The organism is Candidatus Avelusimicrobium sp., from assembly GCF_050873505.1.
Classification (GTDB): Bacteria; Elusimicrobiota; Elusimicrobia; order Elusimicrobiales; family Elusimicrobiaceae; genus Avelusimicrobium.
This window is the reverse complement of the sequence record NZ_JBNMIY010000003.1, coordinates 85,854-102,912: the sequence shown is the minus strand read 5'-3', so window position 1 is coordinate 102,912 and position 17,059 is coordinate 85,854. Positions and strand designations below refer to the sequence as shown.

The following is a 17,059-nucleotide window of genomic DNA, read 5'->3' as shown; positions in this document are numbered from 1 at the left end:
CGACAAACGGGTAAACTATTGGTAAGAACCGGCAAAGGCGCGTTCTGCGCGGCCCAAACCGGGATATTATTATTTATGGAGCCAGTTATGAAAAAAACCAGTAGCAAAATCATATTGCTTCTCGTGTGTGTTGCGGTTATCGTGTTTTTACTGTTACCCTTTTTAGAAACCACCGCCCCCGCTCCGGCCAACGCCCAAGCCTCCGCCGCCGCGCAAAAAGCCACCCCGCAAATTTTTACGTCTAACCCCTTAACCGCGCTGCTACAGCGTATGGCGCGTTTGCTCCGTCGCACTAACGCCCGGCAAAAGGCCCAAACCGCCCAAAAGAGCGGCGATAACAAGGCCGCCCAACCCGAACAAATAGCCGACGCCCGCGCCGCCCTTAAAAAAGCCCCCGCCAACCAAGAAACGGCTGACGGCGTGGCCACCTCCGGCCGCTATAATTACGGCGACGCCTCTATGCAAACCGAAGACGGCGACTGGGTGCTCATCCGCCAAACCGCCCCCGAGGGGATGGAACCGGGTATGCACGAAATTAACACGCAGGAAAACGCCTATGACCGCTACATCCGCCAAGAACGCGCCGCGCGCTTTACCCCGGCGGCCGACTCCACCAGCAAGGAAACCCAAGTGCCAGATTCCAAATTGGCACGTCTGTTTAGCCCTATTACTAAATTCTTCGGCTTTAACGATGCCAAACAAACCTCCGCCAACCCCGATATTTGGCAGGACGAAAGCGAAGCCGCTCTGCTGGCTTCGTCTGATAAAATTGCCCGCGGAAACGGCGGGAAATACGCCCCCGGTTTTGCCCGCGCGCAAATGGCGGATTTTGAAGGACCCGCTTCCGGCGCCGGAGCCAGCGGTGCCGCTCCTCAACCTACGCAAAACGATATGATTCGCGCGATTTCGTTCTTAATGCCGGACGAAGCCTTAGCCAAACTGGCCGACGATACGGCGGATGCGCTGTACCCAAACCCCAAAACACCGGATGAAAAAGAGCAAAAGGCCCAATTTATCAAGGATTTCTACGCCAAACACAAGGACGAAATTATCGCACAAGTAAATGACCTTATTGCCGCCGATGCCGCGGGCAAACAACCCGTGGACCAAGTGGCTAATATTATCGGAAACGGCTCCTGCAATGATAATTCGCCTGCTCCGGCCTCTATACAAACCACTTGCGACCCGGATGCAAGCCCGCAAAAAACGGCCCAACAGGTAGCCAATGCACGCGCGCAAAACGCCCAAAATTTCTATCAAGAAACGGGCTTTGCCCTGCCGCCCCTGCCGGTTACCTTTGTGGCGGGACAAGTAAATGCCGAAGCGGATTCCTACCCGGCCACGCCATCGGATAACCAACAAGACCAGTCCTTGCAGGAGCAGACCAAGGAAATTTACGCCTTTATGGTTAAAAACAACCAATGCGGAGAGGGCAACTGCTTCTGGGTAGCCAACAGCGTACAAAACACCCAAGATTTAACAAACATCGTTCAAGCCGCCAATTTGACGTTTAAAGGCGACCCGCTGGGCAAATATAACCAAATTAAACAGCAATTTATTGAAGCCAAAATACAAGAAATGGGCGCAAACGCCGACCCGCGAGAAATCAAAGCACTGCAACAGCAGGTCCAGCGCGCCGCGCCGCCCTACATTGTGTACTCGGATAAGGACCTTGTACAAGTGCAGGAAAAGAACCGCCAAGCATCCAGCGAAGCCGTCAACAAAGGCTTACCGCCCAAAGACCTTAGCGTAATGTACATTACCTCCGCCGCCGACGGGCAAGCCGTCAGCCAAGTGCTGGGCTCGTCCGACCTGCCGCCCTATTTCGGGTACAATGCAAGCGGCGATATTTTGGAAAAGGGAACCGTGGCGCAGTCCTCCTCCGAACTGACGGGCGACTTAATCCGCGCGGTTAAATTCGGCAAAGGGGTCCTCCAACAAATGAGCAAGGAAACCTCGCAGGAGATTTTGGAGCCTGCCGTCAGCGCCGCCGCACAGGAAATGCGTGAAGCCGCAGAAAAACAAAAAAAGGACTTCAACCAAAAAAGCGCCGCCCGGGCCAGCCAAACGCGCTCCGGCCGCAAATAACCGTTCTTAAAAAGTCCCCTTTTTTACCGGGGGCTTTTTTATTTGCCTTTGTTTAGCGGATTTTGGTTTATTTTCCCATAAAAAACGGGTATAATTTGTTATATTGGTTTCACGCGCGCCCGTACGCGGGCGAACTTATTTATTAGGAGCCCGATTTATGAAAAAATTAGTAAGTCTTTTGCTCATCTGCTGTGTAGCCTTTGCCGTGGCCGGATGCCGCCACAAAAAAGAATCCCCCTATAACCGCACCGACGACAAACAAGATTATGAACGCTTGCTCAATACGCACGTTTTTGCGGCTTGCCAAAATATTATGAAGCCCTACGCCCTTTACTCGCTGGCTACGCTTAACAAACGCCCCACGGAAAAGGACCCGTATTACAAAGTTACCTTTGTAAACGGCCCGTGCAAGGGTAAAGTATTATTTACAAAGGACGTTATTTTAAAAACCGAACCGCTGGAAGGCGGCGCCGTTACCAAGGGGACGGTAGTCTTGCGCAACTATTGGAACCCGTCCGCCCCATACGACCAAGAAAAGACCGACCGCTGGCACAAGGCCGTCGTCAGCAGTACGGCCCGTATGGATAAGGGCATTATTGATTTGGAATTTCCGCGCGACAAGAACGACTTTATGCCCGCGCGCGAAGGGGCATACTTGCACAATGTGCGCTTTATCACGCAGCCCGAAATTAAAGACGTCCGCACTTTCTTATTTTAGAGGATAACTATGAAACTAAAAAAACTTGCCGTACTCGCCATTTGCTTATTTGCCCCGCTTTTTGCCCGGGCCGCCCAAGGGGACCCTATTTCCTTGGAAACCTTGATTTTGGATGTTCCCACCGCCGAGGTGTTTGACCGCTATCAGGCCTCTTTTTTAACGCGCGCCTATGACCACGGAACCGTAATGGAAACGATTGATTTCGGCGTTTATCCCCGCATTAACATTGGTCTTAGCATTGCGGCGCACGAACTGTTGGGCTCGTCCTCTTCCGTGCGTGTGCTAGACCCGGATTTCCAAGTAAAATGGAAGATTTATGACGGCAATTTGTACCTGCCCGCCATTGCCATCGGCTACGACGGCCGCCGCTACGGTTACGGCTACGACAGCCACCGCAACTATGCCAAAACCAAAAAATTCTTAGACGACCGCAAGGGCGGCTATTTGACCTTTACGCGCGAAATCATCGTGCCCGGTTTAAACGCCACCGCGGGGCTTAACTTTTCCGACTTTGAGTGGGACGAACTCTACTGGTTTATGGGCACGTTTTATAAACTGGCTGACCAAGTGGGCTTAATGGCCGAGTGGGACAACCTGCGCAATATCCGCGACTCCCGCTTGAACTTGGGCGCGCGCTTTTACTTGCACCCCTCCTTGGCGTTGGACGCGGCTGTACGCCGCATTGGCCGCGGGGATGAAAGCGAGCGCATTTTGCAGTTGCGCTACGTAACCACCTTTTAGGGGATTTTATGAACACCGCTCCGCAACAGCCTCAGTTTAAACGTCGCACGATTTTTATCAAAAAGAATCTGCAAATCCGCTATATGATGCTTATTATTTTAAGCGTATTGTGCGGGCTTGCGATTATGACGTTTGAACTGACGGCCACGCTGGACAAACTGTTTGACAAGTACCCCGTTCTAATGCAGCCGCTGTACGACCAATTTATCCCTCTGGCGGCCAGTTTTGCCTATAAAATTGCCATTTATTTACTGCTGGTGATTATCATTTCCGCTATTTTATCGCACAAAATGGCCGGGCCCGTTTACCGCATTGAGCAAACCTGCAAGGAAATTGCCAAAGGGGATTTTTCCCAGCGGGTGCGCTTGCGCCAAGGCGACCAATTTACCGAATTACAAGACGAATTTAACAAAATGATGGACCGCGTAGAAGCGGAAATCAATAAAAATAAGCAGCACTAACCCGGGGGTAGTATGAAGAAAATCTTAATGCTGGCGGCCCTTTGCCTTTTGGCTCAGGCCGCTTTTGCACAAAAGGAATACGGTCTGACGTTTTCCAGTTTGGTAAACGATAACCTGACGTTGGAAAACGCTATCCGCTTGGGCTTGGAAAATAACTCCAAGTTCTTGGCGGCCAAGCAGGAAATTATCATCGCCGAGCAAAAGGTAACCGAAGCCAAATTCCGCTATTTGCCGCAGTTTTCCTTGCAAGGCACGGCCACTTGGTACGATTTGGACTATCCTATGGTCCTGCCCGATGCCGTAGCCAACCGCTTTCTGCCCGGCAATGGTTATTACGGCGACAAGGACCAGTTCTACGGCGTAGGCATTACCGCCACACAATACCTCTATTCCGGCGGGCGTATCCGCAGTACCCTGCGTTTTGCGCAAGCCAATTTAAAACAAGTACAAAGCCGCTACGAATCCGTCAAAAATGCGGTGGTGTTGGATATTAAAAAATCCTTTGCGGGCCTTTTATATGCCCAACAAAACGCCCAACTTACCCAACACGTTTGGGAATTGGCACAAAAATGGAACGCTTCGTCCGCGTCCAACAGCATTTGGGCCAAAATGCGTATGCAAAACGCCTTATCCCAACTGCAAAGCGCGCAAAAACAGGCCGAAAACGATTTAAAAAAGGCGAATTTGGCAATGCTCGTGAGCCTAAATAAGGAACTCAATGCCCGCATTACCATCCGCGGAGACTTCTCCCCCGTTAAAACCGATTGGGATTTGCCGCACTTAACCTTGTGGGCAATGGAGTTCCGCCCCGAGTTAAAGGCCGCCATTTACGCCTTGGAAACCGATGACATTGCTATTGATTTGGCTTTATCCCGCCGCTATCCGGATGTTATTTTAAACGCTTCTTACGAAAAACTGGGGGCCAACACCTTGGAGGACCAAAACAGGCAAATTTCCTTGGCGGTCCGTCTGCCGCTTTCGTACAATTTTTCTACGCAAGTTACCGAAAAGAAGGCCCAACAGCAAAAAAGTTCTTTAAGCCGCGCCGCCATAGAAGACACTATCCGCGTGCAAGTAGCCGAAAACTTTGAACAAATGTCCTTCTGGCAGCAAGAAGTATTAGACCGCCAAACCGCCTACCGCGAAATGGACGCGCTCTTAAAGCAAGCCCAGCGCCAACCCAAAAACGGAGCGGAATCCTTGGAAGCCTTACAGGCGTACCTGCAAACGGCCCAGCGCTACTTGCAGGCGGTTAAAGAAAATCTGTCCGCCAAGGCCGATTTGGAGTGGGCTATCGGCCAGGACTTACAATGAGTTGCCTCTTAAAGCGCTCCGCCGCTTTGCTCTTATGCCTGCTGGCCGCGTGGCCGGCCCTTGCCATAGAGCGCGAAACGGACGACGATATTTTGCGCCATTTTTTGTGGGATAAATTTACGGCTCTACCCAAGAGCGAACGCCCAAAAATCGGCGTAGCCTTATCGGCAGGGGGCGTGCGTGGTTTTGCCCACGTTGGGGTGCTAGAAGCCCTCAACAACGCCCAAGTGCCCGTGGATATGATTTCGGGTACGTCTATGGGTTCGGTGGTGGGCTCGCTCTATGCGGCGGGGCTCCCCACGGAAAAACTGTGGACGGTCGGCGAACATATGACAATGGACAAAATCACGTCCGACTTTAACGTAATGGGCCTCTTCCGCCTGTTATTTGCTAAACGCTTGCCCACCTCTTCCAACCTGGTTAAGTTTTTCCACGAACAAATTGGCGATATGCAATTTGAGGATACGCAAATCCCGTTTTCCTGCGCGGCAATGGACGTTAAAACCGGGGAACGCGTGGTATTTGATTCGGGCCCGCTGGCTATTGCTGTGCGCGCTAGTATGAACCTGCCGGGCGTATTTGCCCCGGTGCAATACCGCCACCGCGAACTGGTGGACGGAGCCGTGGTGGATTACCTGCCCGTAGAGTCCGTTAAATCTATGGGGGCGGATTACATTATTGCCTCTATCACGCCACCTGATTTTTATTCCGACACGCCCAAGTCTATCGCCGCCTACTTACTGCGCGTAGGGGATGTGCGCGGAGCCGCAATGATTGAGGAATCCGCCCACAAAGCCAATTTTGTCCTTACCAACCGGGTATTAGATGTAGGGACCTTAGAACTTAATAAATTACACAAAGCGGGCGAAGTAGGCTTACAGGAAGCCAACCGCCATATGGGAGAAATGCAGGAGGACATCCTGCTTTTTGCGTTGCCTTATGTACTTAAACCGTAAAATTTTATTATCTTTTGTACTTGCCGCCCTGTGCTTGGGCGGCTGTTCCACCGCGCAGACAGGTTTTTTAGGGATGGCTCCGCGCGGAGACCGGCAGGATTATATCCGCGCCCGCGACTTATATAACGAAGGACACTATACCAAGGCCATTGAGGAACTTTCCGAATATATTTACAAAACCAAAAACGTCAAACGCCGCGAAGCCCGCGCCTACCGCTTATTGGGCAAAAGTTACGAACAACTGGGCAATTTAAGTAAAGCGCTGGATATTTATTTGGAAGCGTTGGAGTTCCACCCGAAAAATGTTCCCTTGCTGTTAGCCGCCGCCAGCCTCTACCAGCGCACGGAACTGATAAACCGCTCTATGGACCTGTACAACCAAGTTTTGCAAGAGGAGCCGGATAATTTAGAAGCGCTTGCCGGGCAGGCCGCCAACTACACCACCTTAGGTTTTTACTCCAAAGCCCGGTACTATTACGACCAGTTCTTTGCCTTAAACCCACAGGCCGAACCCCAGTACCGCGCCCGCTACGCCAACACCTTTTTGAGCCAAAGCAACTACCAAGATGCCTTTATCCATATTACAATGGCCCTTATGCAAGACAATACTTCGCCTGATTTTTGGCTGGTAAGCGCCAAAGCCGCCCGTGGCTTAAAACGCTACCAAAAAGCGTTAGAGGACATCAACGCCGCCCTGCTGCTCGCCCCCCAGCGCAAAGATTTACTTGCCAACAAGGCTTTGTGGCAAAATGAGGCAGGACAATACCAAGAATCTATCCAAACGGCCAAAGAAATACTAAAAATATCGCCAAAAAATCAACTGGCTTTGTTTATTTTGGCAATGGACGAGTTTCACTTGGGCGACCCGAAAACCGCCCGCCGCCATATGCAAGCCGTGCAAGAACAAAACCCGGAAACCTTTATCGGGCGTGTAGCCGGAAAACTGCTGGCGGATAATCCCTTATAAAAATTCCACGGGCTAACACCACTTGATGAAATAACAACAGATTCCCGACTACAACTTTCGGGAATGACTACTATTTTGAAAAAGAAATCCCCCGGCGGTATAATGCCGGGGGATGCTTTAACGCCTAATGTAATTCACGCGTTACGGACGGGCAATAAACGGCTTTCTGTCTGGGCGGCGGTCGCTGGGCAAGAGTTCTATTTCATCCACAAGAAGTGAGGGAACAATTACATTTGAATACAAATCGCTGTCGTCCCCGGCGGCTAAAATATCCCGCAGGGCACGGGTCGTCAGGTTGGAAACTTCCAGCCCGGTTACCGGCTCCTTGTGTCCGTCCGCCGTATAGATACGCTCTACCATTGCGTCCTTTCCTCTCATATTCGGAACAATATAGCAGTAGTCCAGTTCCAACTCTTTGCAGCGGGAAAGCAATTTTTCTTCCAGTTCTTTTTGGCTCAAAGGGTTCTTTGGCTCCACCACCGCCGTTGTCAGCATTTCGCGGGGATAGGCATAGCGGAAGAAAGCGTGGCCGTTGCTCTTTTCCCCTTTTTTAACGGAGCGGCGGGAAGAAGGCAGTTGCACCAGTTTTCCACCAGAGACAAGAGTCAAATCCTGTGAAGCCACCCCCTCGTCGTCCACTGGGGCAAAGTTAGGAAGTCTGCGACCCTTAAACTCGCGCAAGTGCGGTCTGTCGTACACATCCACCACCGGGGATATTACGCGCATACCTACTTTATTGCGCAGTTCTCCCGCTTCGGGGTCGTCCTCATACGCAGAGGAAAGCAACGGCTTATTCTTTTCAACGCCCCGAATTAAAAGGCCCATAAAATCACTGGCGGCCTCTTTTGTAAACAGCACCGGGCCCAGATAGGCCGTGCCTTTTTGCGCTTGGTAATGCTGTTTAATTTTCGCTAAAAACTTATCCGTTTTTTCCTGCAACCGCTTTTCATTATCCGCAACGTTCCAAGATGATAAGGGCAAAAACGCACTTTCCGTATCCTTGTATCCGTCCTTGGTGCGCAAAACAGCGGTCCAAAAGATACTGCCCGTCGGATAAAAGGTTTGGTAAAACCCACCGTCGCTGTTTAGATAATAGGTCCCCGTTTGGTAAAATTGGGCCTCTACCTCTAACTTTTCCACATACGGCAAATCCTTCCCTTGTGCAGACAAGTTATTCACCACGTCCTGCCAAACCTGCATATCCGGGGCTGGCCACGGTTTAATCTCCTCCACATACGAAGCCTGCGCGGCCGGAGCAAAGTCGGGCGTTTTTTCGTTTAACAAGTTCTTTTTGCGTTTATAGGCTTGTTTCTCTTTATACACTTCGTTTACTTTGACAAACTCCGCATTGGTGGCTTCCCATAAACTCTGGCGGATACCGTCATATCCGTTAGGCATAATGTTTGTATTCGTCGGGGCATAAGACTCCCACCAGTTATTGGGGCGCTCAAAACCTAAACTATCGTGCTGGCGGGACCCTACATCCACTAGCACATTAGCCGACACAAAATTGCCGAAAAAGAAAGCACGTAACGGGCTTCCCATAGAGGCCGAAACGCTATACCTGCCCAAATCCGTAGTCAATTTATAGACCACATAAAAGGGCTTCTGTCCATCCTTTTCTTTCGTGCGCAATTCCTTTACGGTGCGTTTCATTTCGTCCTGCATTGCGCGGAAATATATATTATCCGGCAACTTTTCAGCCCCTACGGGCAGGGAAAGCACTAAAAGGGCAAAAAGTAAAAATTTCTTCATTTGGCGGCTCCTGTTTCCAAAGAATAAGGCGGAGGAAGCAGCGGCGGCTTTTCCGTGCTCTTACTCTTCTTTTCCATTTCCATAGATTCTAACAGCACACTGGGGGCAATGCTGGACACCGGCACCCAACCGGATTCGGCCCCGCAATTACCGTTAAAGACTTCATAATCATCAGCAGCAGCCAACACTTTATTAAAACTTACCTGCGGCGTACCCACCATATCCAGCCCGCGGACAACCTCTTTGCGTCCGTCGGGATAAACGCGGTACATCAAGGTCGGCTCCAATTTAAAGGCTTGGGGACTATATGTAGACGTCATTGTAAAACCGCCGGATAAATCTTCAATCATAAAGCCGTAGGGCTTGTTTTGGCGTTTGATTTCCTGCAAGAACTTTTGTTCCAGTTCCTCGTAGGGAACGGTCTCTTCGGCAATGGCGCGCGTAACAGCCATACGGGACACCGGACGCGTGAAATGGTCGCCACGTCCGTGTCCGTTGGAAGTTTGGAAATTTTTAATCGGACTGGTGCTCATTAAAAAGTTTTTAAGCACCCCTTTTTCCACCAACGTAACCGGACGGGCCTTTACGCCCTCTTCGTCGTACTCGTAAAAACCGCGCATCGGTTCGCCGTTAAAATAAGCCAAGGTTGCATCATCCATAATCGTTAAAATGGGGGAAACCACCTGCTGGCCGATTTTATCCGTAAAAGTGCGTCCGAAATCCTCCATTTTTTGGCGGTGTCCTTCCATACGGTGTCCCAATACCTCGTGTACGAAAACCGCCATTGCGCGGCCCTTTAAAAGGGTAGGCGCTTCCAAGGGTTCGCCCTCGGTGGCATTAACCAGTTGCTCCAATTCGTCAATGGATTTGCGAACATCGGCTAACAATTTTTCCTCGCTCGGCAGTTCTTCGGGGCGTAACACGTCGTAGGATTCATAACGGGATACCTCTTGCCCGTTCTCCGTTTTGCCCGCCACATTGTATGACAATCGGACCTCTTGGTACGGGGTTTTTAACTGTGTACCGCGGGAATCTACAAAATAGCGGTAACCCACTTCGCGTTCAAAGGAAAAGTCTGAGTCCAAAATGAATTTTTTCCCCTTGGTCAACGTAGAGGCTTTGAGCAACATCGCTTTGATTTTATCGTAGTCAAAGGTGGCAAATTCCGTCGTGTGGCAAAAATGTTCCACAGGCGGATAGGCAAAATCGGGAGAATCGTCAAAGCGTTTAGGGGCGGTTAATTTTTCGGCCTTTACGCTGTCCAAGTCTTCCTGGGCTTTTTTTATAGCCGTGTCCGTCGCCCGCCACAATGCGGTAGAAAAAGCCTTTCCGTCTCCCTCGGCCGCGGGCATATCTTCCGTCGTGAGACTGTCATCTATTGAACTACCCCTAGTTAAACGCCGAGTATTATCTAGCGCAGGCGAACCGACGCGGGGAAATACGGTTACACGGGCGTCCTGCTGGTCATAGGTTTCCCGCGCTACGCCCCCCTCGGATACCAATATATTTGACCAGTCGTTGGTATAATACTGGTAAGACAAGTAATACAAGGGCGGATTTTGCTTTTTAAAGGTTTTAAACCCGCGTTTTATTTCGGCTGACATCAATTTAATGGGGAGTTCGTCAGCAATTTTGCAGTTATTCTGGGCAAAGACAGAGAGCCCAAATAACAGAAAAAGGGACATCACGATTATTTTTTTCATAAATTCTCCTATGCGTTTATTTTATCATATACGGGTTGGAGCCCAGCAAAAAAAATGATAAGATATATTATCCGTAAAACGCCGAGATAGCTCAACTGGCAGAGCAACGGTTTTGTAAACCGTAGGTTGTGGGTTCGACTCCCATTCTCGGCTTCTTTTTTTCCGAGAAAGCAAGCAAACTGCTTTGCTTGCGTTGGGAGGCGAAGCCCGGAGCGATGTTTTTGTTTGAGGTGCTGGCCGCATAGGCTAGCCCGAAAGGCAAAAACCGCGAGGGCCGGCCCGGAGGCATTTTGCGTCAGCAAAATGACCGCAGGGGACCCCCATTCTCGGCTTCTTTTTTTGTCTTTTTTCCAATTAGGCCGAGAAAGCAAGCCTTTATTTTTTAGATACCCGCAAGACAACAGCCAAAACAACCACTACCCAAAAGGTAGATTCTGAAACCTATTAATGGACCCCGTACAAAAACATTACGGTGTGCCGCCTAGTGGTAAGGGCGGCAGTTCAGAATGAGCCCTATTAGGAAACGCCACAAAACGGCCTTTTTCCCACCTATCCTGGCATAATCACGCCCCCATAAATTGCTATAATTTTTATTATTCTTACTATAATACCGGAGAAATAATGGAACCTGTAACTACTACCGTATCCGTTGCTATGTGGATTGCCTTTTGGGTAATCGTCCTGGCGGCGTTGTTCATTGATTTGGCCGTGCTGAACAAGCACCACGGCAAGGTGAATATGAAGGAAGCCGCCCTAATGGTGTGTGCGTGGGTGTCGCTTGCGCTTCTTTTTGGTGGGGCGATTTGGCTGGTGGAAGGGCCGCGCCACGCGCTGGAATTTTACACGGGCTATGTGCTGGAATATTCCTTGTCCGTAGATAATATGTTCGTGTTTATTATGATTTTCGGCTACTTTGCTATTCCGCACGAATTACAGCCCAAGGCCCTATTGTGGGGTATTTTGGGGGCGGTGGTGCTACGCTTTATGTTTATCTTCTTGGGCGTACAGTTAATCTCGCTCTTTTCGTGGACGATTTACGTCTTCGGCGCGCTGCTTATCTTTACGGCGGCTAAAATGCTTTTGCAAAAGGAAGACGACGATTTTGACCCCAGCCAGTCCTTTATTTTAAAACTCCTTAAAAAGGTAATGCCCATTAAAACCGACTACCACGGGGAAAACTTCTTCGTGCTGGAAAACGCCAAGCGTATGGCCACCCCTTTGCTGGCGGCGGTAATGGTGATTGAAATGTCCGACCTGATTTTTGCGGTGGACTCTATCCCGGCAGTTTTGTCTATCACGCAGGATACCTTTTTGGTGTATTCGTCCAACATTTTTGCCATTATCGGCTTGCGCTCGCTGTACTTTTTGCTTTCCGGTATGGCGGGCAAATTCCCGTACCTCAAATACGGCATTTCCGTTATCTTATTCTTTGTAGGCGTAAAAATGTTGCTGTCGCATTTCTTCCCGATTCCGATTGTGGCCTCGTTAGGCGTTATCGTGGGGATTTTGGCGGTGTCTATTTTAGCCAGCAAAATATTCCCGCCCAAAGAGGCGTAGGACTAGACACAGCGGCCTTTATTTACTAGAATATAAGAGCGAAATTTAATTCAGTTATCAAGGAAGGAACCTATGGCGTATAAATGTGCAGTGTGTGGCAAAACCCCGGTTTCCGGCGGTTCTTACAGCCACTCCAATATGAGAACCAAAAGAAGTTTTAAACCGAACCTCCAAAAGCAGAAAGTAGTGCTAGAAGGCAAAACGCAAACTGCCTATGTTTGCACTGGCTGCATCAAAAGCGGTTTGGCGAAAAGACCTACCAAATAATCCAATTTTTTGGAAAAACCAGCCCGTGCTTTCCTATGAGTGCGGGCTTTTTTATTAAAAAACAGACCCGAGGACCAAATGACATTTTCCAAACGCTGGGCAGTTTTGTTACTCACCGCATTGACGGCTTTTTCGTACGCGCGCGCGGAAGATGCCCAAACCCAAGAAATAGACCCCAACGGCCCGTGGATGATTTGCAGCATAGACGCAGACGGTTTAAAAAATATCCGCAAAAAAACCATTACCAAAACCGGGCACGCCAAAAAGGGCGAACTGTACGAACGCTTTACCGTGTCCGACGATATCCGCGACATTTCCGCCTTGGGCGCGTTTGACAGCGTGGAAATAGACATTTCCCCCGTTTCCGGCACCCGCAAGGCAAAAGATGGCTCCGAAGTTTATCCCTGCCACCGCTTGACCTACATCGTCAAGGAAAAACCAATTTTTGACCGCTTGACCTACGACGGGCGCAAACACCTGGGCAAAGGCGCCATTACGCAGGCGATGACACTCAAACTCAAAGACCCCTTTAACGAGGCCAAATTGCAGGCGGATTTGGACCGCATTAAAGCCAAATACGCCGAAAAAGGCTATGTCAACACACAGATTACCTACGAACTAACCACCGACGAAAAATTGGGCGTTGTGTATGTAAAACTCATCATTAACGAGGGCGAGCGCGTGCGCGTAAAGGACGTTACCATTAACGGCGCAGGAGAACTGCCGACGGAAAAAATCTTAAAAAAGGCCTCCAACCGCCCCGGCAAGGTGTTTAAACCGCAAAATTTACAGCGCGACTGGATAAAAATGATGCTCTTCGGCCGCAACAAAGGGTACAGCGAATTTAATCTTTCCGAACCCAACGTGCAACTGAACGACGACAAGACCGAAGCCACCATTTCCTACGATTTAACCGAGGGCGAAAAGGTGGATTTCGGCACGGTTTCGTTTGAAGGCAATAACGTCTTCACCCCCGAAGAACTTAAAAAACAAGTCTTCTTCCGCGAGGGACACCTCTACAACCAAAAGGATTTTGACGATACGATTACCGCCATCCAAGAGCAATACGCCGACAAAGGCTATTTGCAGGCGCGCGTAAACCCCGTCAAACACATTGAAAACGGCAAACTCAATTTGACCTTTGACATTGCCGAGGGCCGTATTTTTTACATTGACAACGTAGATGTTACCGGCTACGAAAACACGAAAAAATACGTCTTTACGCGTGAACTTTCTATCCACCCCGGCGACTTGTACGATAACGCCAAAATCAAACGCAGCCAGACCAAAATTATGAACTTGGGCTTTATTAACGACGTACAGGTAGATTTGCAACCCACCGCCGACCCGCAAAAGGTGGACCTGGGGTTTAACGTCGTAGAGGGCCGCCCGGGTATGTTTACGGCCGGGCTCGCGATGAGTTCTATGGACGGCTTATACGGGGAACTGTCTATCAACCATATGAACCTGTTTGGCCGCGCTCAGCGGTTATCTTTGCGCACAATGTTCGGTAAAGACATTTTGGACTACACCCTCAGTTGGTCCACCCCGTGGATTTACGACAAACCGACTTCGTTAGGAGTTGATTTGTTTAACACGCGCCGTTACCGCTCGTTCTCTGACGAGAACCAAGCCTATACGGAAAAACGCATCGGCGGACGCGTGAAAGTCGGCCCGCGCTTTAACGACGACATTTACCAACTGTCCTTTGGCTACTCGTTTGAAAACATTGATATTTACGATATTGACCAACGCTTCCAACCGCCGCAATCCAACCCCGGCGACGACAGTTATTTGGAAAAAGGCAAAACCAATCTTTCCACTATCAGCGCGGATTTTGCCGTAGATACCCGCGACAATATGTGGGACCCCACGCAGGGCTGGCGCAATTCCTTGGGCCTTGCCTTGGCAGGCGGCCCGATTGGCGGCGACTTGGATTTGTGGTACTTAAACGCCCGCTCCATTTTTAACTATACCGTGCTTAATGTGGGCGGCAACTACCCGATTGTATTTGTGCTGTCCAACAAATTCGGCTCCGTGCAGGCCTACGGGCGCACCTCGGAAGTACCGCCGTATGAAAAATTCTTCTTGGGCGGCGCGGATACGATTCGCGGATACGAACGCGCGGGCGAAATCGGCCCCGAATACGGCGGCGATATGTATTATGTAATGAACGCCGAATTGCGCTTCCCGATTGCGCGCGAAGGCCGGAGAAATATGGCTCAGTTTGCCTTCTTCTTTGACCTGGGTAACTCGTGGAACAAATTTAGCGATTTGGACTTTTCCTTGGGGCCGGACCCCAATCAGTTTAAGGCGGGCGTGGGTGTAGGCTTGCGCTTTACCACACCGTCGTTGCCTATCCGCATAGACTGGGGCTACGGTTTGAACCACGGCCCGAACCAGGACAGGTCGCATTTCTATTTCAATATTTCCAATATGATGTAAGGGGTGTATGAAGAAAGTTTGGCTGTTTTTGACGGTTTCTTGTCTGGCGGGAGTTCTCCAAGCGCAAAACGCGCCGGAGAGCGAACCCGCATTGACGGATAAAGAAGCCGCCGCGGTAGCCTCTATTTTGGCCAAATCCGCCCAAGAAACAGCCCCCCAAACACCGGCCACGGACAAAATCGTCCTGCCGGAAGAAACCAAGAGCGAAGCCTTTGCCCAAGCCGACACGCACACGGGCACCAATGACCCCGAACTGACAATGGATGCCGAGCAAATGGCGGCCGCCGCCGACAAAGAAGCCCCGCTTCCCCCGCCCGAAAAAGACGCGCCGGACGAGGAGCAGCCCCAAGCCGCACAAAAATGCTTAACGGTAGCGTTTATTGATATTGACGAAGCCTTTAACGAACACCCGCGCACCATTGCCGTTAAAGAGCAAATCCGCTTAAAAATTTTATCCAAAGAAGACGAAGTCCAAGGCGCACGGCAATTAATTGATGTTCTAACCGCCGAAAACGACCGCTTATCGGCGCAGTTGCGTGAGTTGAAACCGTTTTACGAGCGGATTGTGGTGGAGCCCACGGAATTAAAGCCGCAAATCCAGGAAAGCGCGGACTCCTTGGTATTGGGCAATTTGTTAAACCGCCTGACCTTTTCGGGTGCGGAAATTTTGTCCACAAGCCCCTTAAACACGCCTGCTGAACTGGACGATTTGACGGCGCGCATTGCCGCCAACAAAAAAATCATTGCAGAGCGCGGCTTTTTTATTGATAATTATAAATATACCACGCGCGAAGAAATTTTGAAGTTGGAAAAAAAAGAAGTAAACGCCATTTTGCAAGACATTTACACGGAAATAAAATCCTTCGCCAAAAAGCGCAACATCGGCGCGGTCGTCCGCAAAGACGAAATCCTGTATGGGGACCGCCCGGTAAACGTAACTAAGGATTTTATCTCCCGCCTGAAAAAGGCAAAAAAATACCGCAAACGCGGAAAGTAGAGGTTTTTAAATATGTTGCAATTAACCGTAGCCGAGGTGGCTAAAATTACCGGGGCGCAGGATGCCTCCAAGCCGGATACCGCCGTTACCGCCCTTTGCTCGCTGGAAGAAGCGCACGAAGGCGGCATTTGTTATTTAACGTCTTTGGAAAAAGCGGACCTGCTGAAAGATTTAAAAGCCTCCGCCCTTATCGTGCCCGAAAGCGCCAAGGGGCAGGAAATTCCCTTTCAAGGCGCGCTCTTGTACGCCAAAAACCCCGAGTGGGCCTTTATCCTTTTAATGAAATACGCCGATGCGCAAAAACAAAAACATACGCCCGGCATCCACCCCACCGCCGTTATCAGCCCGTCGGCTAAATTGGGTGCCAATGTGTCCGTAGGCGCTTATACCGTAATTGAAGACGGCGCGCAAATCGGCGACAATACCGTCATTTTCCCACAATGCTATATCGGCAAAAACGTAACTATCGGCAAGAACTGCTACATTTATCCGCAGGTTGTCATCCGCGAGGAGTGTGTGCTGAAAGATTATGTTATTTTGCAGGCCGGGGCGAAAATCGGTTCGGACGGCTTCGGCTTCACGTTCCACGACGGCCGCCACCAAAAAATCCCACAAATCGGCAATGTGGTTTTGGGCAACGATGTAGAAGTACAGTCCAACACCTGTATTGACCGCGCAAAGATTTCCAGCACCGTCATTGGCGACAATACCAAAATTGATAACCTCGTCCAAATCGGGCACAATGTGCACGTGGGGATGAGCAGTATTATGTGCGCCCAAGTCGGCGTAGCCGGCACGACGGAGATCGGCAACGGGGTCATTTTGGCGGGCCAAGTGGGCCTCGCCGGACATATGTCCATCGGCGACCGCGCCCAAGTCGGCGCGCAGTCCGGCGTAATGACGTCTATCCCCGCCGGGCAGACGTATTTCGGCTATCCGGCTATGCCCCAGCGCGAAGCCTTTAAACAGCAGGCAATGCTGCGCAAACTGCCCGAAATGCACAAAGAATTTAGAGCCTTCAAAAAGCAGTTGGAGGAGGCCAAAAACTTATCGTTTTTCGGTAAACTAAAAAAATTGTTAGGATTATAAT

General features: G+C 50.3%; 14 protein-coding genes and 1 tRNA gene. 13 read left to right on the top strand and 2 right to left on the bottom strand.

Annotation, left to right across the window (positions count from 1 at the left end):
* Nucleotides 1-87: 87 nt before the first annotated feature.
* From ACR0QV_RS02455 to ACR0QV_RS02425, 7 genes are all read left to right on the top strand, one after another.
* Nucleotides 88-2,088, top strand: coding sequence for a hypothetical protein (locus ACR0QV_RS02455; RefSeq protein WP_432634396.1), 2,001 nt, complete (start codon nt 88-90; stop codon nt 2,086-2,088).
* A gap of 157 nt (nt 2,089-2,245) precedes the next feature.
* Nucleotides 2,246-2,806 carry a hypothetical protein gene (locus tag ACR0QV_RS02450; protein WP_432634395.1) on the top strand — a complete coding sequence of 187 codons (561 nt, stop codon included), beginning with the start codon at nt 2,246-2,248 and terminating at the stop codon, nt 2,804-2,806.
* Between the two features lie 9 nt (nt 2,807-2,815).
* Nucleotides 2,816-3,547 carry a hypothetical protein gene (locus tag ACR0QV_RS02445; protein WP_432634394.1) on the top strand — a complete coding sequence of 244 codons (732 nt, stop codon included), beginning with the start codon at nt 2,816-2,818 and terminating at the stop codon, nt 3,545-3,547.
* 8 nt (nt 3,548-3,555) lie between these two features.
* Entirely contained in the window at nt 3,556-4,008 is a 453-nt protein-coding gene (locus ACR0QV_RS02440) for a HAMP domain-containing protein (protein WP_432634393.1), read from the top strand.
* Nucleotides 4,009-4,020: 12 nt separating this feature from the next.
* On the top strand, nt 4,021-5,322 hold the full coding sequence (locus ACR0QV_RS02435; RefSeq protein ID WP_432634392.1) for a TolC family protein: 1,302 nt from the start codon (nt 4,021-4,023) through the stop codon (nt 5,320-5,322).
* Complete coding sequence (locus ACR0QV_RS02430) at nt 5,319-6,278, top strand: patatin-like phospholipase family protein (protein WP_432634391.1); 960 nt, start codon at nt 5,319-5,321, stop codon at nt 6,276-6,278. The genes ACR0QV_RS02435 and ACR0QV_RS02430 overlap by 4 nt, the downstream gene beginning before the upstream one ends.
* A complete protein-coding gene (locus ACR0QV_RS02425; RefSeq protein ID WP_432634390.1) occupies nt 6,250-7,245 on the top strand; it encodes a tetratricopeptide repeat protein in 996 nt (331 codons plus the stop codon). Before ACR0QV_RS02430 ends, ACR0QV_RS02425 begins: the two co-directional genes overlap by 29 nt.
* Nucleotides 7,246-7,386: 141 nt before the next feature.
* Here the strand turns inward: ACR0QV_RS02425 and ACR0QV_RS02420 are convergent, their stop codons facing one another.
* Both ACR0QV_RS02420 and ACR0QV_RS02415 read right to left on the bottom strand, forming a co-directional pair.
* On the bottom strand, nt 7,387-9,000 hold the full coding sequence (locus ACR0QV_RS02420) for a metallopeptidase TldD-related protein (RefSeq protein ID WP_432634389.1): 1,614 nt from the start codon (nt 8,998-9,000) through the stop codon (nt 7,387-7,389).
* Entirely contained in the window at nt 8,997-10,703 is a 1,707-nt protein-coding gene (locus ACR0QV_RS02415; protein WP_432634388.1) for a metallopeptidase TldD-related protein, read from the bottom strand. The genes ACR0QV_RS02420 and ACR0QV_RS02415 overlap by 4 nt, the downstream gene beginning before the upstream one ends.
* 80 nt (nt 10,704-10,783) lie before the next feature.
* Between ACR0QV_RS02415 and ACR0QV_RS02410 the strand changes: the two genes are divergently transcribed.
* The 6 genes from ACR0QV_RS02410 to lpxD all read left to right on the top strand — a co-directional run bounded on the left by ACR0QV_RS02410 (nt 10,784) and on the right by lpxD (nt 17,058).
* A tRNA-Thr gene (locus ACR0QV_RS02410) sits at nt 10,784-10,856 on the top strand.
* Nucleotides 10,857-11,324: 468 nt separating this feature from the next.
* Entirely contained in the window at nt 11,325-12,260 is a 936-nt protein-coding gene (locus tag ACR0QV_RS02405) for a TerC family protein (protein ID WP_432634387.1), read from the top strand.
* A gap of 72 nt (nt 12,261-12,332) precedes the next feature.
* Nucleotides 12,333-12,527: a 50S ribosomal protein L28 gene (gene rpmB / locus ACR0QV_RS02400; RefSeq protein ID WP_177748535.1), complete on the top strand. Its 195-nt coding sequence runs from the start codon at nt 12,333-12,335 to the stop codon at nt 12,525-12,527.
* A 78-nt stretch (nt 12,528-12,605) separates the two neighbouring features.
* Nucleotides 12,606-14,972: an outer membrane protein assembly factor BamA gene (gene bamA / locus ACR0QV_RS02395; RefSeq protein WP_432634386.1), complete on the top strand. Its 2,367-nt coding sequence runs from the start codon at nt 12,606-12,608 to the stop codon at nt 14,970-14,972.
* A 7-nt stretch (nt 14,973-14,979) separates the two neighbouring features.
* On the top strand, nt 14,980-15,969 hold the full coding sequence (locus ACR0QV_RS02390; RefSeq protein ID WP_432634385.1) for a hypothetical protein: 990 nt from the start codon (nt 14,980-14,982) through the stop codon (nt 15,967-15,969).
* A gap of 12 nt (nt 15,970-15,981) precedes the next feature.
* Nucleotides 15,982-17,058: a UDP-3-O-(3-hydroxymyristoyl)glucosamine N-acyltransferase gene (gene lpxD / locus ACR0QV_RS02385; protein WP_432634384.1), complete on the top strand. Its 1,077-nt coding sequence runs from the start codon at nt 15,982-15,984 to the stop codon at nt 17,056-17,058.
* The last annotated feature ends 1 nt before the right edge of the window (nt 17,059 follow it).